The 16,808-nt window shown below is 50.3% G+C and carries 17 protein-coding genes; 12 read left to right on the top strand and 5 right to left on the bottom strand.

Annotated features, from left to right (window positions below):
- Positions 1-6: 6 nt before the first annotated feature.
- Genes ACO0K9_RS12240 through ACO0K9_RS12220 form a run of 5 tightly spaced genes read left to right on the top strand, consistent with a single transcriptional unit; the run spans position 7 to position 5,711 of the window.
- On the top strand, positions 7-2,043 hold the full coding sequence (locus ACO0K9_RS12240; protein ID WP_422985200.1) for a DUF4214 domain-containing protein: 2,037 nt from the start codon (positions 7-9) through the stop codon (positions 2,041-2,043).
- Positions 2,040-2,513: a hypothetical protein gene (locus ACO0K9_RS12235; protein WP_422985198.1), complete on the top strand. Its 474-nt coding sequence runs from the start codon at positions 2,040-2,042 to the stop codon at positions 2,511-2,513. The genes ACO0K9_RS12240 and ACO0K9_RS12235 overlap by 4 nt, the downstream gene beginning before the upstream one ends.
- Positions 2,476-3,564, top strand: coding sequence for a hypothetical protein (locus ACO0K9_RS12230; protein ID WP_422985196.1), 1,089 nt, complete (start codon positions 2,476-2,478; stop codon positions 3,562-3,564). The genes ACO0K9_RS12235 and ACO0K9_RS12230 overlap by 38 nt, the downstream gene beginning before the upstream one ends.
- Positions 3,564-4,031, top strand: coding sequence for a hypothetical protein (locus tag ACO0K9_RS12225; RefSeq protein ID WP_422985194.1), 468 nt, complete (start codon positions 3,564-3,566; stop codon positions 4,029-4,031). The genes ACO0K9_RS12230 and ACO0K9_RS12225 overlap by 1 nt, the downstream gene beginning before the upstream one ends.
- A gap of 33 nt (positions 4,032-4,064) precedes the next feature.
- Positions 4,065-5,711, top strand: coding sequence for a transglycosylase SLT domain-containing protein (locus ACO0K9_RS12220; RefSeq protein WP_422985192.1), 1,647 nt, complete (start codon positions 4,065-4,067; stop codon positions 5,709-5,711).
- A 70-nt stretch (positions 5,712-5,781) separates the two neighbouring features.
- On the opposite strand, the gene ACO0K9_RS12215 is transcribed toward ACO0K9_RS12220, so the two are convergent.
- Positions 5,782-5,916 (bottom strand): hypothetical protein, encoded by a 135-nt coding sequence (locus tag ACO0K9_RS12215; protein ID WP_422985190.1) that lies wholly within the window; start codon positions 5,914-5,916, stop codon positions 5,782-5,784.
- A 110-nt stretch (positions 5,917-6,026) separates the two neighbouring features.
- Between ACO0K9_RS12215 and ACO0K9_RS12210 the strand changes: the two genes are divergently transcribed.
- The 4 genes from ACO0K9_RS12210 to ACO0K9_RS12195 all read left to right on the top strand — a co-directional run bounded on the left by ACO0K9_RS12210 (position 6,027) and on the right by ACO0K9_RS12195 (position 9,922).
- Positions 6,027-8,033, top strand: coding sequence for a hypothetical protein (locus tag ACO0K9_RS12210; RefSeq protein WP_422985188.1), 2,007 nt, complete (start codon positions 6,027-6,029; stop codon positions 8,031-8,033).
- Between the two features lie 2 nt (positions 8,034-8,035).
- The gene (locus ACO0K9_RS12205; RefSeq protein WP_422985186.1) at positions 8,036-8,464 is read left to right on the top strand and encodes a hypothetical protein; all 429 of its coding nucleotides are present in this window, start codon (positions 8,036-8,038) and stop codon (positions 8,462-8,464) included.
- Positions 8,465-8,647: 183 nt separating this feature from the next.
- Positions 8,648-9,073 (top strand): hypothetical protein, encoded by a 426-nt coding sequence (locus ACO0K9_RS12200; RefSeq protein WP_422985184.1) that lies wholly within the window; start codon positions 8,648-8,650, stop codon positions 9,071-9,073.
- Between the two features lie 69 nt (positions 9,074-9,142).
- Positions 9,143-9,922 (top strand): ATP-grasp domain-containing protein, encoded by a 780-nt coding sequence (locus tag ACO0K9_RS12195; protein WP_422985182.1) that lies wholly within the window; start codon positions 9,143-9,145, stop codon positions 9,920-9,922.
- Positions 9,923-10,008: 86 nt separating this feature from the next.
- On the opposite strand, the gene kynA is transcribed toward ACO0K9_RS12195, so the two are convergent.
- From kynA to kynB, 3 genes are all read right to left on the bottom strand, one after another.
- Entirely contained in the window at positions 10,009-10,860 is an 852-nt protein-coding gene (gene kynA / locus ACO0K9_RS12190; protein WP_422985180.1) for a tryptophan 2,3-dioxygenase, read from the bottom strand.
- A 518-nt stretch (positions 10,861-11,378) separates the two neighbouring features.
- On the bottom strand, positions 11,379-12,650 hold the full coding sequence (kynU, locus tag ACO0K9_RS12185; protein WP_422985178.1) for a kynureninase: 1,272 nt from the start codon (positions 12,648-12,650) through the stop codon (positions 11,379-11,381).
- Entirely contained in the window at positions 12,647-13,288 is a 642-nt protein-coding gene (gene kynB, locus ACO0K9_RS12180; protein ID WP_422985176.1) for an arylformamidase, read from the bottom strand. The genes kynU and kynB overlap by 4 nt, the downstream gene beginning before the upstream one ends.
- A 503-nt stretch (positions 13,289-13,791) precedes the next feature.
- Between kynB and ACO0K9_RS12175 the strand changes: the two genes are divergently transcribed.
- From ACO0K9_RS12175 to ACO0K9_RS12165, 3 genes are read left to right on the top strand one after another with little or no spacing between them, the layout of a single operon-like run.
- Entirely contained in the window at positions 13,792-14,271 is a 480-nt protein-coding gene (locus ACO0K9_RS12175; protein WP_422985174.1) for an Lrp/AsnC family transcriptional regulator, read from the top strand.
- Positions 14,272-14,296: 25 nt separating this feature from the next.
- Positions 14,297-14,785, top strand: coding sequence for an NUDIX hydrolase (locus tag ACO0K9_RS12170; protein WP_422985172.1), 489 nt, complete (start codon positions 14,297-14,299; stop codon positions 14,783-14,785).
- A 47-nt stretch (positions 14,786-14,832) separates the two neighbouring features.
- A complete protein-coding gene (locus ACO0K9_RS12165) occupies positions 14,833-15,591 on the top strand; it encodes a hypothetical protein (RefSeq protein WP_422985170.1) in 759 nt (252 codons plus the stop codon).
- 99 nt (positions 15,592-15,690) lie between these two features.
- On the opposite strand, the gene ACO0K9_RS12160 is transcribed toward ACO0K9_RS12165, so the two are convergent.
- Positions 15,691-16,695, bottom strand: a complete 1,005-nt coding sequence (locus tag ACO0K9_RS12160; protein ID WP_422985168.1) for a catalase family peroxidase — start codon at positions 16,693-16,695, stop codon at positions 15,691-15,693.
- Positions 16,696-16,808 lie beyond the last annotated feature (113 nt).

Genomic DNA, 16,808 nt, shown 5'->3' with positions numbered 1-16,808 from the left:
AACGCCATGGTCTGGAAAATGAATTCAGATGGCACATCGACATATACGCCCGATGCGCCCGCTGCACCTGTTACCGATCTGACGCAAAATACAGCAGGTACCAGTAGCAATACTGGAGGCGGCATTATCAACACGACCTCCAATGCAGGAACCACTGCTGCAACAGCGACTGCTAATCCTGACCCCATGTCACAATTGCCAGCGCAGACAGGGACGACTGCCAGTGCAGTTGATCCCAAATACCTTCAGCAGGCGCAAGGTCTGTATCAAACGCATCTGGGCCGGGCTGGTGAAAACGCAGGCGTTAATTATTGGGCGCAGCAATTGGCATCGGGTCAGTCATTTGATAGCGTCAATAAAAACTTTCAGACTGCTGCCAAGCAGAATTATGGCGATTATCTGACCAATGCGAATAGCCAGTGGGCTACTGATCCCGCTTATGCGGCGCAAATGAAAAAAGACCTGGGCGGTGCGCAGGCAGGGTCAGTCGCATCAACGGCTACAGATCAGTATGCCAATCAGCAAAACCTGAACAAAACTGCCTACAATGATTTGTATTCTGGCGACATCTACGGCACCGCAGATTATAACCAGGCGCAGGGTCTGACACCGCTGCAATATGCGGATGGATCAGGCGTAAAAAATAATACGATAGGCTATGCCCCGGCAGGCAGCACGACACTGCTTAAAACCCAATCGGCTTATCAATTGGGAATTGATCCAAACGACGTGTATAGAAAAGCAGGCCTGGCAACGCCAACAGGTAGCTACACAGGTCCAAATCATTCATGGGTTCCAAGCGGTGCGGCAGCGCAAGATACGCCGGAGGCGATGCAGGCAAGGTTTAAAGCATTGCAAGCTGCTGGTATGGAAATTGGTGATGCGTGGGTAGAAGCAAACAATGGATTTTCCAGCCCACAAGTCAATGCGCCTATCAATCAGGGAATTGTTGACAACACACCTGGCGGCGGAATCGGCACGGTGACAAGTAATGGCGCAGCGTACAACGGCGGTATCATTAACCGGGCAACAGGTGTCGGTAACAATGCAGCAAATGGCACAGGAGCGTTCCAGGGTGCCAGTGGTGCCTATCAATACAATCCTGCTGCGCTAGCCAGCCCTGCGACCTGGGGCGTAACTGCCGACCAGACTGCACAGGGACAAATGGCCAGGATGATAGACCCGAATAATCCCTATTATCAGGCATGGGCCAATGCCGGTGCGCAAGATGCGGCCGCCCGGGGTTTTACTGGCAACAGCAGCATCCGCGACAGTGCGATCATGGATGCGGTCATGCGTAACGCCACCCCGATAGCCTCTGCGGATGCGGCAACTTATGCCAAAGCAGCCGGGTACAACACCGATCAGTTGAACCAGAATGCCTTGCAGAACTTTAATGCGGCCAATGTGGCTGGCCAGTTCAATTCCGGTCAGAGCAATACCTTGCTGAACAATGTCCTGGGCATCAATTCCAACCAGTCTATTGCCAAGCTGAATTCTGACACGACTCTTGGCGTGGCTGGCATTAATGCAGCGACATCAAAATACAATACTGACAGCAATGCCAATACCTCCCTGGCGACTGCGGGTATTTCTGCAAACACCCAACGTGCAATCGCCGAACTGAGTGCAGCCAGCCAGAAAACCATTGCAGGCATGAACAACGCCAGCCAGCAAACACTGAACGCAGCGCATGATGCCAATTCTGCCGCAATCGCAACGAATCAGAACACAGCTACTGCCTGGAATAACTACATCGCCGGCATTGCTAATATCCAAAGCAATTCTGCGATGGATGCAAATGCAAAAATGGCTGCAGTGCAAAATCTGACCGATGCAGCCAATGCCGCAGGCTTGAAAGTGACGCTGCAAGGTACGGCAGCAGCGGCCGGTACCGGGATGTATGTGGGTGCCGATGGCAGTGCATCTGGTGGCGGATCTGGTGCCGCATCTGGTAGCTTAGTCGGCCCCGTCACGCCTACGCAACAAGCGGCCATCAACCAGGCCAACGTTGATGTCAGCAATCAACTGACATTCCCATGACCAGGATCACTGAGGCCAAGCCCATCACCAGGCAGCAGGTGAATGAACTCGAAGCCGCCATGAAAAAACTGCCGCAGGTGGAATTGAAAGTCGTCAACCATTTCGCCAACGGCGTCTATGCGCGCGAATTGCATATTCCTGCCGGGGTAACACTTACTGGCCGCATCCACAAATACGACAACCTCAACATCTTGTCGCAAGGTGAAATGCTGGTGACGACAGAGGCGGGATTGGTCCACGTCAAAGCGCCCTTTACCGTTGTTTCACCTGCCGGCACCAAACGCATTGCCACCACGCTGACAGACTGCATCTGGACCAGCATACACGGCACAGATGAAACCGATATCGACAAGATAGAACAACATTTTACTGCGGGAGACGATCAGGAATACCTGGACCACTGTAAAAATTTAACACTGGAAGGAACACAATATGGCATGGGTAGCAACAGCCGTGGTAGCGGCATTTGAGGTGACCTCCGTCGCCACCGTGTTGACCGCAATATCCGCCGTCGGCATGGCTACCACCGTGGTAGGCGCGGTCACCGACAATAAAAACCTGATGAAGATCGGCGGCGAGATCAGCATGGTCGGCGGCATAGGCGGACTCGTCAATGGTGCTATCGGCGCAGCAGCAGGCGGCGCAGCTGAAGGACTTGCCGCAACCGGTGCTGATGCAGCCATAGACAGCGCTGGCAAAGCAGTATTATCTGGCGCGACTGATGACGTGGTCACTAATATGGCCGGCAATGGATTGGTTGCCGATACTGGGTCCGGTTTGGCTGGTCTTGGCACGGATGCCGGTACCATGGCTAGTGGTGCGCCAGCAATGACGTCTACTGGCGCTGCGGGTGGAAGCGGCCTGGGCGCCGGACCGGGCATGGCAGGCAATGACTTCATCGGAAGCCAGCAAAACATGATGGGTATGAACACGGATATGACTGGCGCAGTCAATCCGCCTGATAATTTTGTTCAGCCGGTGTTTCAGCCTGCATTTCAGCCACTATCACAGACGGTAGCAATGCAAGGAACAGGCAGCCCGTCACTTGACGTTGGCGGTAATGTGGTCGGCGCAAATGCTCCCGGCCCATCATTTAATACCGATGGAACTATCAACACCACGACCAATAACAAGTTTGCGGTATCTGCAGAAGACCTGGCTGGCGGTCTGGATAAAGATGGCATCATCCCGGTAAATGATTTAGGCCAGATCACTGGGTACACCTCACCATCGCCGTCGGGATCGCCATCAGGGGCGCTATCAGGATCGCCATCAGGATCGCCATCAGGGGCGTCGTCAGGGTCGCCGTCGCTTCTCGATAATCTCGGCAGCAAATGGAGCAGCATGAGCGATGCCCAAAAGCTGGAATTTACCAAGTCAGGTCTGGCGCTTCCATTCAACATCATGAACCAGCGCAACCAGCAAGCTGCGCTTGATTTTCAACGCCAGAAACAGGCACAGACCAGCTACGGCAGCGACGTTCCGCGCTTCGGTATCATCAACTCAATACGGAGAACATAATGCTTGGCCAAGCTTCCAATTCCATGCTCGCCCAGGCAGAGCAAGGTATTCAATCCAAAGTAGCAGCGCAATTTCAAAGTGCCTTGTCCAAAGTGGTGAACGCCGGCCTGACGATCATGTATGCACCGCAAAATAAAGAAATGCGCCTGCAACGCATGGCGCAAGCCGGCAACCCCGCCAGCGATGCCGGTGCAGGGGCCGCCCGCATGATCAGCAACCTCTATGCCCAAAGCAACAAGCAGATGCCGCTGGAAGTCGTCGTTCCTGCCTCCATGATCTTTGCGTTTGAATATCTTGATCTGTTGGTCAAAGTTAAACGCCTGGCCATCACGCCCGACCTCATCGCCGCCACCACCCAGGCCGTGGCAGACGCCGTGCTACCCATGTTCGGCGTCAGCAAAGACCATATGACACAACTGGTCGCCTACGCCAGGCAGCAGCGCGCCAGACAGAACAGGGCACGTTAGTCCCTATTTAGCAAACGCAAGAGGAAATACACCATGTACACAAACTACAGAAGCCCTTATTCAAACGACCCCTATGCCGACGACGAAAATGGCGACGCAGATCAAATGCCCGACCAGTCGCAGGGTGCTGATCCACAAGATGACGCAGCAGGGGAAGGCCAGCAAGACGAATTGACTCAGAATAAAACCAATTCTGTCGACGAATTGATGCATTATCTTGCCATGAACATTCCAGTTGGCGAAGGCATTATTTCACGTCCGTCAGGCGCTGATCTATTGGCCTTGGCAAATAATAGTGATAGCGACTATCCGTCATCGTTGGATTCTGGCTATGACGCTCCAGATGCCGGACCAACTGCAGAGCAAACGCCTGAGCCAGCAGAAGCAAGTGAACCACGTGCCATCAACCCGGCAATGCAGAAAGAAATCGACCAGGTGAAGGGCGCATCCTCCGCCTCGCTGAAAGACCGATACGCGGCTTATCTGCTGGCGACCAGAAACCAGGACGAAATCAATCATATGCAATCTGCAGGCATACCGGATGATGAATTGCAGACCGATGTTAGTACCCCCGAATTTGCCGCATTCAATCGCCGGCTCGACGCTGGCAATGTGAATGTCAGTGGCCTGTATGACAAAGCCAAGAAAATTGCAGATCGTATGAACGCACCACCTGATCCCAGAGAGTTTACAGATGCGCGCAACGAAGCCGCACAACGACGCACACCGGAAGAAGCCCAGGCTTTCAAAGAAGAGCTGGCAGCGGCAACGGCCCGCCATTTCTTTGATCTTTTGAAACCCGAAACGTCAAAAGACACCGATGTTAACGACAAGCGTGTTGATAGCAAAGACGAACCTGATACTGAAGAACTGGATAGTAGAAATACGCAAAAACTGCATGACGATATCAGCAGTATTGTCCAGAAAATTGATCAATTGTCTTCGGATAAGAAAGAGGAATCAAGTCCTCTTCCTTCAATTGAACTTAACAAATTAGCAAAGATAAAGTCACCCAGCTCCAATGGAGACGGCTTTAAAATAATTGACGGATACAGGTCTTATTTTGATGCAGCCGTAAAAAAGACGGGCGTCGATGGAGCAAGTCTGAGAGCCATGGCTAAGACAGAATCAGGCGGGGAGAAAAATCCTGCCACTGCTCGTTCTGGGGAAAGCGCTGTAGCCCCAAGTGGTGTCATGCAGATTTATGGGCCTACCTGGACGGGCACCGTAAAAAATCATAAAGAGTTGAGTCAATATAAAGACTTTGCAAAATACAGATCAGACCCAGAGGTGAATATTTTGGTTGGCGCCTATGCTTTCCAGGACATCAGAAAATTAATCAACATTCCAAGCAGTGACCCGAATTTTGAGAAATTATCTTTTGCGGCCTATAACGGCGGTCCGAGTACGATCAACTATGCCTACGAAAATGCCAAAGCTGACCATCAGAGCGACCCGGGATCGGCTGTATTGGATCCAAAATATCTTGAGCCAGCGATAAAAAAATCCGAAATATACAAGTATTACACGGAGGGTAGTGGTCAAAAATTTAACCCCTATCTCCCTGGCAAGCCTGGCGGTTCAAAAGAAAAAGCAGAACAATGGGCAATTAAAACCAAGTTTAAAGAGGTTTCGGAATATGCACAAAAGGTTTTTGGCTACAGAGAAAAAGAGGAATAGCAAGCTGCTTAGTTAAACTGCGGGGAAATTCCTTTCCCCCCAACATCTTACCAAACAAGTATTTTCATGATTACATGAAGCCCTCGCTCCCCATGCCCGCATCGTCAGGCAGGGGAGTAGTCACCCAGACTTCATACTGATCTCCCTGCCACCACAGGCTTGCATTACCCCATTTGTTCATAGGCTCGCTGGTGGGTATATCCATGCATCACTCGCTGACATCACTCGCTACAACAATAGCGACTACCCATTAAACCGCGCCAACCATGCGTCATCTGCTAACAGGTGTTAACAGGTTCACTGACCTGATGCCACATGACGCAACTGCTCACCTATGCCCAAAAAAACAGCGCGCCAGACAAAGCAAACTGCGGTAGTCACCTGTTGAGAAAACGCAAGAGGAAACACACGATGTACGCAAACCACAGCGTCCCTTATTTCATTGCCCCCTATGCCTTCGATGACAACGCTGGTAATGAACAAATGTCAGAACACACCTATCCACAAACAGATGTCACTGCGAAAGACCAGCAAGAGGCATTAACCCAGAAAACAAATGTTATCGACGATTTTCTCCGTCAGCTCGCCATGCACATTGCGGGCGGCACCGGTATTATTTCACGCCCATCGGGTGCAGATCTGCTGATCCGCGACAATGCAAGTCCTGGCACCTCCCTCACTTCATCCGAAGATGATTCTGAAGATGCGGGGGATAGGCACAACTCCTCTGAAGATAAACAAACACCAGAGGAAATATCTGACACTCCGCAGGCAAATAGAGCACGCATCATCAGCCCAGGGCTACGCAGTGAAATCGACAGAGTAAAGGGAATCCAGCCTGATGAGATGAATATCTACAATGGGGCTAGCGTTGACGAGGTACTGAACAGTTTGCCAGCGATCAATGCGGCCAACGGTGACAGTAATGTTGCCACGACCAAAGATGACCTGATGCGTTCAGAAAAAACGCCCTACCAGGCTGGCAGCTTTGATGGCCGCGATGTCACCGAATCAGGCGATACCCTGACCGACTTATTCAAACGCAATTACGGCTACACCCCAAGTGAAGATGAACTGATCCAATACGCCAATTACAACAACCTCAGCAGCGCGCACGACCTGTCTGTCAATCGCGTTATCGAGAGCCCCAGTCTGGATATACTCAGACAGGCAGACATGACAGACCAGCAGAAGAATAATTACCTGGCAAGGGATGCACAATATCAAGCATTGTATGCATCAAAGGCAGAAGAAGCAGCACGCCAGTCCCGCACCGTGAGCCAGGAAGAAGCCGACGGGTCGCGCAAAAAAATGGGCGGTCGCAATTCAGAAGCAACAGGACCAATTACTTACCGTCCTGGCGGAGGGAATGATACCCCAGCAATGGAATCGCGCCCAATCTATGATGCGATGGATAACTATTCAGGAGCTGAGTGGGTACCGGTAGACAATACCCCTGTGCGTGATCCGGTTGGCGAAGCCATCGTGCGCGCATCCAGGGCCGCTGGTAAAGACCCGCTGGAAGCTGGCAAGGGGTCATTAAAAAGTATCCTGGATATAGGTCCTGGTCTAATTAATTTACCCATCATGGGTACCAAGCTGGCTACCGAAGGATACCTGGCAATAGGCAATCAATTCGGACTGGTACCAAATGACATCTATCAAACCTTCCGCGATTCGCAACCCTGGCAATTGCATACCTGGACGCCAAGTAATGATGCACAACGCTTCGGGCAGTATGGAACCGACGCAACCATGGCAGCCGCAGGAGGGGCAAGTGCCTGGAGTAATGCTGGTAAAATAAGTGCGCTGCGTGATGCAAAACAGTTGGCGTCGTATGGGGCAAATAATGCGGAGCGAGCAGGGACAAGTCACATAGGCGCGGGAGGAGAAGGTTTTAGTAGTATCAATACGACACCCCGCATGGATAATTGTACGGCTTGTACTACAGCAAAAATTATCAATCAAATTGAGGGGCTTTCGGCGGAAGAGGCAATGACTGCAAACCAAATTGAAAATAAATATGGCTATACAGGAAAAGAACGTCAATTCAATGTGCAAAAATCACTTGCATATATTGAAAATGCAACTGGCTTAAAAGGCAGCCCGGCAGCATTCAATGAGCCACTCGCACAAGCAGGTCATTATGCGGTATTCCCTCGCATAGCAACCAAAGGTAACGGACATGTGATTTATGGAGAGATTCTACCGAACGGTGAAAGATATTTATATGATGCCCAAACTGGTAAGACGATGAGTTGGGAAGAAATGCTTAAGACTTATAGTGGCGGTGCCAAAACATTTCTTCTTAAGGGGAATTAAGTATGAAAATAATTTGTGATATTTGTGGTAAATATTCAAAAAGCGATATGACCTGCACAAATTGCGGTAGTGTAATTGTTTCTGAAGACGAAATTCCTCACTTAGCGTTACCTGTCCGATGGGGGTGGGCATCTTTTAGATTTGATATTGACAGTTTATTACTCAAAGAGGAAGCAATAAATTATTTGCGCGAAAAATGGATTGCACTCGAAGAGTTTACGGTGATGCATCTTTTAAATTCACAGGTTTCGAGATTTCGTTCTGATGTTAATGAGATCAAAGTTATGGTGAGAGAGGATTTTTTTTCTTCAATATGGCAAAACGTTTCAAATAAGTTTGAAGGTGTGTCTGCAGAATTTGAACCGATTTATTTCTTTGATAATGCAGAAGATGTAAATCGTTTGTTGAATGAGGAATTAAATAAAAAATAAACTGCCCAAACACCCGAAGCAGTGAGGTGTACTGTCAATAGCGGATACTCATGTTCTAAGCGGTCTGAGATTGCTGATTGAAATTTCAGCAATCAAGGCTGGCGATAGATTGCCAAGACGCGAGTGACGCACCGCAAATCCACACGGTTCCCCTAATTCGCCTCGCATTAAAGGAAAACCATAATGAGTAAGTTATTTTTTTACGATTCACCTATTCTCCCCGCCGGATTCAGTTTTCCGAAGCATTATTTGGAGTTGGCTCAGGGTGATGATATTCCCGATCTTGAGCCATGGGGGTTTTTGTTCTTGAATATGCCTGGTTCACTAAATTACTATGGTGCTATGCTTCAGAAATATCCGGATAATCCATTGATCCCCTTCGCAATCATCAATGATAAGAGCGGTTTTTATAACGGCGGGTACGTGGTGTTGGCGTGTTTTGACGGCGATGACAAAAGCGGGGATCCGAAGGTCTATTTCCACGATTATTCAAATCCAAAACGAGTTGATTGGGCTGATAGGTATTTTCTGCCCAATTTTTCCGAGTGGCTGCGCGTTGCGGGAGAGGAATCCGCACGTTACAAAGCGGAACGCGCTGAGGAAGAGTAATTTTATTCGATGATAAAGAGTGAATTGACTTAATAATGGCCGTCTTTATCAACAATCTTTTTTCATCCTATGCATTGGATCATACAAAATAATATTTTCTCCGAAACTGGTTGGGATCAACTGTTGCAGACGATTGACCGGTTTGGACTTGCTCATTCGGTGCACAAGGTTGTGCCATTCGTTGGCGAGCTTGAACCGCCGGCGGTGCTCAATCACACCAATGTCATTTGTATTGGCTCGTATTCCATGCGCCATGTTGCAAAACGTGAAGGCTGGATACCTGGGGTATTTGATTTGTTTGAACAAGATTTTGAGCAGCAATTGAAGCATTGGGGCGAGCATATGCTCAACGCTGGTTCGGTTATCAGCAGCTTTGAAGATGCTGTGTTCACTGAAGAATTGATGTTCATACGTCCAACCAACGACGCCAAGTATTTTGCTGGCCGTGTATTATCGCGTGAAGAATTTGAGACCTGGCAACGCCAGGTCTGCGATTTGAAACTCGAAGACGGCAGCAGTTTGACGCCGCAGACCATGATACAAGTCGTCAAGCCTATTACTATTTATTGCGAAGCACGCTTTTGGGTAGTCAAAGGTAATGTCATTACCAAGTCCATTTATAAACGAGGTGACCGCGTAATCTATGCTAGCGACGTGGATGACAGTTTCACTGCTTATGTCGAAGAGCGAATTAAAGAATGGCAGCCACATGACGCTTTTGTCATTGATGTGTGCGACACCGAAAATGGTCTGAAAATAGTGGAAATCAATACGCTCAACTCATCCGGTTTTTACGCAGGGGATGTGCAGAAGCTGGTGTTGGCACTGGAAGAAGCATATAGCGTTTGATGTAGCATGCCACTCGAACCAAGCTCAACCAATACAGAGAGGATGTCCTCTCTGTATGCCAGACCAAATGCGTGGTGGTAAGCTTGTTACAACGCCGTCCTCAAAGAAAACAATTCCGGAAACAGGACCACGTCCAGCATCTTGCGCAGGTAGCTGACGCCGGCGGTGCCGCCGGTGCCGGTTTTGAAACCGATGATGCGTTCTACTGTGGTGACGTGGCGGAAGCGCCAGATGCGGAAGGCGGTTTCCATGTCCACCAGTTTTTCTGCCAGCTCATACAGGGACCAGTGTTGTTCTGGTGTCTGATAGACTTGCAGCCAGGCGGCCTTGACCGACTCATTGGCGACCACGCCTTGTGACCAGTCGGCTTGCAGGCGTTCTGCATCGATCGTAAAACCCTGGCGTGCCATCAGCATGATGGCTTCATCGTAGATGGATGGCGTGCGCAGTGCGGCGTCCAGTGTGGCATGGACGTCGGGTTTGCTTTCATGTACGGTCATCAGGGCGGCGTTTTTATTACCCAGCAGGTATTCCAGCTCGCGGTATTGGTGTGACTGAAAACCGGATGACGCCCCCAGGTAAGGGCGGATGGCGGTGTATTCGCTGGGTGTCATGGTGGACAGAACATCCCAGGCATGCACCAGTTGATCCATGATGCGGGCGACGCGTGACAGCATCTTGAATGCCGGTGGCAAATCATTATTGCGGATGTGCTGGCGCACGGCATGCAGTTCGTGCAGCATCAGCTTGATCCATAGTTCGCTGGTCTGGTGCTGGATGATGAACAGCATTTCATTGTGGTTGGGCGAACGTGGATGCTGGGCCGTCAAGATCTGGTCCAGACCCAGATAGTCGCCATAGCTCATGGAATCACTAAAATCCATCTGTGCGCCATGCCATGACATAGGACATTTGCCAGCTTGTTCGTTATTGCTCATGATGTTTCCTTAAAATTTAAAGCTGAAGACCGTTTTAAGACCGTTTTAAAACCATTAACCACAGAGGCACAGAGACACAGAGAAAAGCAAGAGAAAAACAAAATCATTTTCTGTCTTTTTTTAGGGTTTCCTCCTTGCTTTTTTCTGTGCCTTTCTCTGTGTCTTTGCGCCTCTGTGTTGAGAGGTCTTAATTGATAGAGCGTAGGTACGATTAGCGCAGCGTAATCGTACACATGTTGTGCCTGGCAATGACCAAGGCGTTTCAAATTTTCTTGCCTTCTATCCGACAAGAGGAAATTCACTGTTTTGTATTTTCATCAGCAAATCAGCAGTTGAAGAACGCAAGCCGTGATGGGTATGCGTGCGATTACGCTGCGCTAATCGTACCTACGCAGGTTCAATGCGCAGCGCTGCTGTTTTGCGTAAATCCTATTTACTTCAAATCTTTTCTTTCGTTTTTCTCTGTGCCCCTCTGTGCTTCCTCTGTGCCTCTGTGTTGAGAGGTCTTGATTAAAAAATCAAGTCACCGCATTTCGCTGCGCTGTCGTATCGTAGTCCTTGCTATCGAGAATATCGCGCAGGCCCTCGGCGGCGTCCCAGACATCGACATAGCGGGTGTACAGGGGCGTAAAGCCAAAGCGCATGATGGCGGGTTCACGGTAATCGCCGATGATGCCGCGCTGTATCAGTGCCTGTATCACCGCATAGGCATGCGGGTGTTTGAAACTGGCCTGGCTGCCGCGTTGCTGGTGCGGGCGCGGTGTCACCAGTTCCAGCGGATGCGTGGCGCAGCGGGTCTCTACCAGCGTGATGAAGAGGTCAGTCAGTGCGAGTGATTTTTTGCGTATGGCTTGCATATCGGTCTTGCCGAAGGTATCCAGGCCGCAGCCTACCATCGCCAGCGAGGTAATCGGCTGGGTGCCGCATAGGGCGCGACGTATGCCCGGGGTGGGCGTAAAGCCGGGGTTCATGGCAAACGGGCTGGCATGGCCCCACCAGCCGGACAATGGGTGGTGAAACGCCTCCTGATGGCGTGCCGGCACCCAGATAAACGCAGGTGAACCGGGGCCGCCATTCAGGTATTTATAAGTGCAGCCGACGGCGAAGTCGGCATTCGCGACATTCAGGTGCACAGGCACGGCACCGGCAGAATGCGCCAGATCCCACAGCATCAATGCGCCATGCTGATGGGCCAGTGCGGTCACGGCGGCCATGTCATGCAGATAGCCGGTGCGATAATTGACATGCGTGAGCATCACCAGCGCCGTGCTGTCATTCATGACCTGCGGCAGTTCATCCGGCGAGTCGATCAATTGAATTTGATAACCGCGATCCAGCCAGCGGGTAATGCCTTCCGCCATATAAATATCGGTAGGAAAGTTGCTGCGCTCGGTAATGATGGTCTTGCGCTGGGGCTGTGGCGACTGTATCTGCAAGGCTGCAGCAATGGCCTTGAACAGGTTAACCGATGTGGTGTCCGTCACCACGACTTCATTCACTTCGGCACCGATCAGCGGCGCAAGCTGGTTGCCCAGCGTGGAAGGCAAGTCAAACCAGCCTGCCGTGTTCCAGCTCTTGATCAGGTCAGTTCCCCATTCTTTGGTGATGACCTCTTGTGCTCTTTGCAGCGCAGCTTTGGGGCGGGCACCGAGCGAATTACCGTCGAGGTAAATCACGCCGGCAGGCAAATCAAATTCTTCACGCAGGGTGGCCAGTGGGTCTTGCTGATCCAGCTTGACGCAATCGCTACGGGTGATACTAGTGGTAGTGGTTTGTATCGTTTGTGTCATTGTTGCAGGCTCCTCAGGATGGCGCGTACCGGGCTGGCATCCAGTCCGGCGAGTTTCAGTGGCAGGCAAATCAATTCGTAATCTCCGGCGGCGATGTCATCGAGGACAATGCCTTCTAAAATCGCCATCTGATGCGCCTTCATGCGCAGATGGGCATCCAGGGTCTTGGATTCTTGCGGGTCCAGCGAGGGGCTGTCGATGCCTATCAAACGCACGCCATGCTGGGCCAGCAAATCGATGGTGGCAGATGCGACGCTGGGGAAATCGCTGTCCCATGTCATCTGCGGTGCCTGCGTGTAGGTGCGCAACAATACCCGCTGCGGCAACTGCGCCAAAAACGCTTGCACATGTTCAGGCAGTACCTGGGCCACACCCATGCAATGGATCACGCGACAAGGGCCGATATAGGTACTGATCGCCACTTCATCGATGGATTTGCCAGCAGCATCGTAATGTGATGGGGCATCGCAATGTGCGCCAGTATGGGTGGACATGGTGATCTTGCTGACCTTGACCGGGCAACCGTCAGCAATCTGCCAGGTGGTTTCGGCGCTATAGGCACTGTCCCCCGGCCAGACCGGTATGCCTGGCTGTATGGGCGGGGTGATATCCCAGATCTGTGGGGTGGGTAGAGACATGCTGACTCCTGTAAAAACATGCAGAGATTTTATGCCGTTTTGCCTGAATTGTTCTTGCAAATTGCTACATCAAAACCTATATTTATAGAATATACTGCGTCGAATAAGTAAAATATTGATGGATAATGCAAGAATGGCGTTGTGCATTGCGCAAAGACACCAGGTTGTTTGTGTTTTTGAAATTATCTGGATGGGCTGATATCCGGTAATAATTAAAAAAGACCTCTCACCACAGAGGCACGGAGACACAGAGGGGCACAGAGGGGCACAGAGAAAAACAAAGACGAGGAAAGTCCAAGGTTATGCTTTCACCTGCTTAAGATTTTCTCTGTGCCTTTCTCTATGGCGTAGAAGGGAATTCATGCGGCATGACCGCAGGTCTACGAAACAAAGCCTGTTTGCAATCAGTCTTCCCTTCTTCTTTGCTTTTCTCTGTGCTGACTCTGTGCCTCCGTGCCTCTGTGGTGAGTGGTCTTGCCTTAAATAAAATAAAGGAGACACTGATGCAACTCGATGCCACTGATCTTAAAATCCTCCAGCAATTGCAGACTGATGGCCGTATCAGCAATCAGGATCTGGCTGACAAGGTTTTCCTGTCGCCTTCGTCTTGCCTGCGCCGCGTGCGCATGCTGGAAGAAGCAGGCATCATCCACCACTATTGTGCCGTGATTGATGCCGCTGCCGTGGGGTTGGAAGTGGATGCCTTTGTCCAGGTTACCATGCGGCGTGATGTCGAACAGTGGCATGAAAATTTTTCGCAAGCCCTGCAACAATGGCCAGAAGTCGTCGGTTCTTACATCATCACCGGTGACGCCAATTACCTGCTGCGCGTGCGTGCGCGCAATCTCAAGCACTATTCTGCTTTTGTGCTGGAACGTCTGTATAAAACCACCGGTGTGTTGGACATACGTTCCAACATCGTCTTGCAGACGCTCAAGGATACCCAGCAGATCGCCACCAGCTTGCTGGTGGCGGCAGAATAATTTTCTTCAGACCAAAAACAAACCCATGATTTCTTTCGACATTGACGATTACCGCTACAACCTGCGCGCTGCCGCCCTGATCCTGAACGACGATAGCATATTGCTGCACCAGATAGAAGGCGATGATTTTTGGTTCGTGCCTGGTGGCCGCGTCGATGCAGGCGAGCTTGCTGCTACTACCATCGTGCGCGAGATGCAGGAAGAACTGGCAGAATCAGTGGTCTGTGAAAAACTGCTATGGACTGTGGAAAATTTCTTTACTTACCGTGGCCAGCGTCATCATGAAATAGGCCTGTACTTCCTTACTCATTTGCAACCAGGGTCACGTCTGCTGACCACACCCGGCCCCTATGCCGGCATGGAAGGCAAGTTGAAATTGCATTTTGACTGGTTCAAACGGGCAGATCTGCACCAACTGGATGTCCGTCCATCCTTCCTCATTCATGCCCTGGCCGGGCTGCAACGCAATGAACCACTTACTGCACAACATATTGTGCAGCGTGAAAGTGAATGATACCCTTTCAATAAATCGTACAATAAATCGTAAAAAACGGAGCGTTGATGGTTATCGTCTGGGGGAAAAAACATGTTTTCACAAAGCTTGGCTATGTTGCCGATTTTTGTCCTCTTTGTCGCAAGCCCAGGGCGTTTGAAATCAAGCGCATAGGGTTGGCTGGCCATGTGTATTACATCACCGTCGGCAAGGGTGATCTGGTCGGTTATGAACGCACCTGTCAGACATGCAAAACTATCCTGAATGCTGACCTGGCGGATTATGCATGCGTTCCCAAAAAGAATGAACCCATGCCTGCGCTGGTCAAGATGTCCAATCCGTACATGCTGGATGTGTTGAAAGACCGGTTGGCGCTGGAAGAAATCGTCAGAAAATCACCAGAAACCTTAAAGGATGAAGTCCGTTTTTCGCTCATCAAAAGCCCTTTCTATATCTTGTCCCCCATGGTTGAAAGGCGGTTGGCCAAGGTCACGCTTGATCTGGAATTCTGGCTTGCCGTCGGTGCCAGCATTGTGCTTTTCAAGACCTTGCCCAGCCTGGCTGAGAAATACTTCCCGCAATATGCCGACAAGGCGCTGCTGGCAAGCCTGATCTTCAGCTTGCTGCTGGTGTTCTGGCAAATGCTGACATCTGGCAGCCGTTATGTGAAAAAACAGATCGTCCCGGTGTTGGCGATTTCACTGAAACCCTTGCGTCCCAAGGTCAGCGAATTGAATGTCATCGTGCGTGAAATGAAAGAACGCAAGCATAAGATGGGGCGCAAGATTAAAGTGGCGGATATTCAACGTTACCTGAAGCAAAATTAGTGCAGCACTACGTTAGGTCAACACGCCCTGATTTAATCCCGGTCAGTACGCATACTAACCGGGTGAAGTATTGGTAGTGGGGAAAAAGGCCGTTGTTGTTTATTGTTGCCTGCGTCCGAACGAAACAGGGTAAGCATTTGAACGCGCATTGATCATCGGATCTGCTGCTTCAATACCATTTGGCAATGCATTTGGTAGAAAGAGTAATTTACTCTGTGCCGCATGGTTATCTTCTGCCACTTTAGTGATGGACAAGACACCCAATTCCAGCGTGAGGCGACTGTCCGGCCAGGCGATTGAGGGATCATCGAGTTTGTCGTCCGCACTTGCAATTTGCAGCATCATTTTAAACTTGATGGTACGGAGGGTAGTGCGCTGCTTTATCTCAGTCTGGAGGTAGTCAGATGCAACTTTGGCTGCCTGTTCGTCGCTCAGGTATTCGGCACCATCCACAGGCAAGAATTGATAGCGGCCATAGGTGATTTTTCCAGTTGCATTGATAAATTTAAATGTGTTGACACCATAGTAGGGCAAACTCGCGTAGCTGACGGGAGCAGGTTTGGGTGTGGTGAGAAAAGTTTTAGCAACTGGATGTCCACTCAAGTAATTATCGAGTGGTGTCGGCTTTGGTGCATCTGGCCCACTCGTTCCCAACGCAATCAGTAGCTGATGAAAATCGCCTGCTGTTGGTGTTGGAAAACCGTTGAATGAATGCGCCACAATGTCCGTCATCGCGCCTTTGGGCAGCATAAATTTAATTGCCAATCCTCTGGGTGCTGCCAGTGGATGATTGTCTGGAATATCCGGTATCCCCGCAAAATTGGATAACCGCACAACGACAGGGACTTTGAATCCTTGAAAGTGTGGGGCCTTACTGATCGTTTTTGCCTCTTTACTCGCAGTAAAACTGCCCTCAAGAACAATGCCTTTGGCGTGCACAGCACGTGCTCCAGGGTGTTTGCCAAAAACGCCATTTAAGGCATCAACAAGTTCTACCGGGGTGACTGTTTCTGCTGTCGTCACTGTTTGTGCAGAGGTCGTTTGTGTCATGGCAAAGATGATAGGAAGGGCAACAATTTTCACGATTGATTTGGATATCGACATAGGAAACTCTCTTTGTGATGAGGAGGGGAGGTAGGAAGTATAACCATTAAAACCAATAATGACAATATGTATTGTCATTATTGGTTTTTGCTCTCGGCTATAATCCGATAGGA

This window comes from Undibacterium sp. Ji50W (assembly GCF_049340445.1).
In the GTDB taxonomy this organism is placed as follows: domain Bacteria; phylum Pseudomonadota; class Gammaproteobacteria; order Burkholderiales; family Burkholderiaceae_D; genus Undibacterium.
Note: the sequence above shows the minus strand (reverse complement) of the source record. Positions and strands in the feature narration are given on the sequence as shown.

Coding starts and splice junctions, on each gene's coding strand:
- ACO0K9_RS12240 (WP_422985200.1), top strand. CDS start 7: ATGGTCTGGAAAATGAATTCAGATGGCACATCGACATATACGCCCGAT.
- ACO0K9_RS12235 (WP_422985198.1), top strand. CDS start 2,040: ATGACCAGGATCACTGAGGCCAAGCCCATCACCAGGCAGCAGGTGAAT.
- ACO0K9_RS12230 (WP_422985196.1), top strand. CDS start 2,476: ATGGCATGGGTAGCAACAGCCGTGGTAGCGGCATTTGAGGTGACCTCC.
- ACO0K9_RS12225 (WP_422985194.1), top strand. CDS start 3,564: ATGCTTGGCCAAGCTTCCAATTCCATGCTCGCCCAGGCAGAGCAAGGT.
- ACO0K9_RS12220 (WP_422985192.1), top strand. CDS start 4,065: ATGTACACAAACTACAGAAGCCCTTATTCAAACGACCCCTATGCCGAC.
- ACO0K9_RS12215 (WP_422985190.1), bottom strand. CDS start 5,916: ATGGATATACCCACCAGCGAGCCTATGAACAAATGGGGTAATGCAAGC.
- ACO0K9_RS12210 (WP_422985188.1), top strand. CDS start 6,027: ATGACGCAACTGCTCACCTATGCCCAAAAAAACAGCGCGCCAGACAAA.
- ACO0K9_RS12205 (WP_422985186.1), top strand. CDS start 8,036: ATGAAAATAATTTGTGATATTTGTGGTAAATATTCAAAAAGCGATATG.
- ACO0K9_RS12200 (WP_422985184.1), top strand. CDS start 8,648: ATGAGTAAGTTATTTTTTTACGATTCACCTATTCTCCCCGCCGGATTC.
- ACO0K9_RS12195 (WP_422985182.1), top strand. CDS start 9,143: ATGCATTGGATCATACAAAATAATATTTTCTCCGAAACTGGTTGGGAT.
- kynA (WP_422985180.1), bottom strand. CDS start 10,860: ATGAGCAATAACGAACAAGCTGGCAAATGTCCTATGTCATGGCATGGC.
- kynU (WP_422985178.1), bottom strand. CDS start 12,650: ATGACACAAACGATACAAACCACTACCACTAGTATCACCCGTAGCGAT.
- kynB (WP_422985176.1), bottom strand. CDS start 13,288: ATGTCTCTACCCACCCCACAGATCTGGGATATCACCCCGCCCATACAG.
- ACO0K9_RS12175 (WP_422985174.1), top strand. CDS start 13,792: ATGCAACTCGATGCCACTGATCTTAAAATCCTCCAGCAATTGCAGACT.
- ACO0K9_RS12170 (WP_422985172.1), top strand. CDS start 14,297: ATGATTTCTTTCGACATTGACGATTACCGCTACAACCTGCGCGCTGCC.
- ACO0K9_RS12165 (WP_422985170.1), top strand. CDS start 14,833: ATGGTTATCGTCTGGGGGAAAAAACATGTTTTCACAAAGCTTGGCTAT.
- ACO0K9_RS12160 (WP_422985168.1), bottom strand. CDS start 16,695: ATGTCGATATCCAAATCAATCGTGAAAATTGTTGCCCTTCCTATCATC.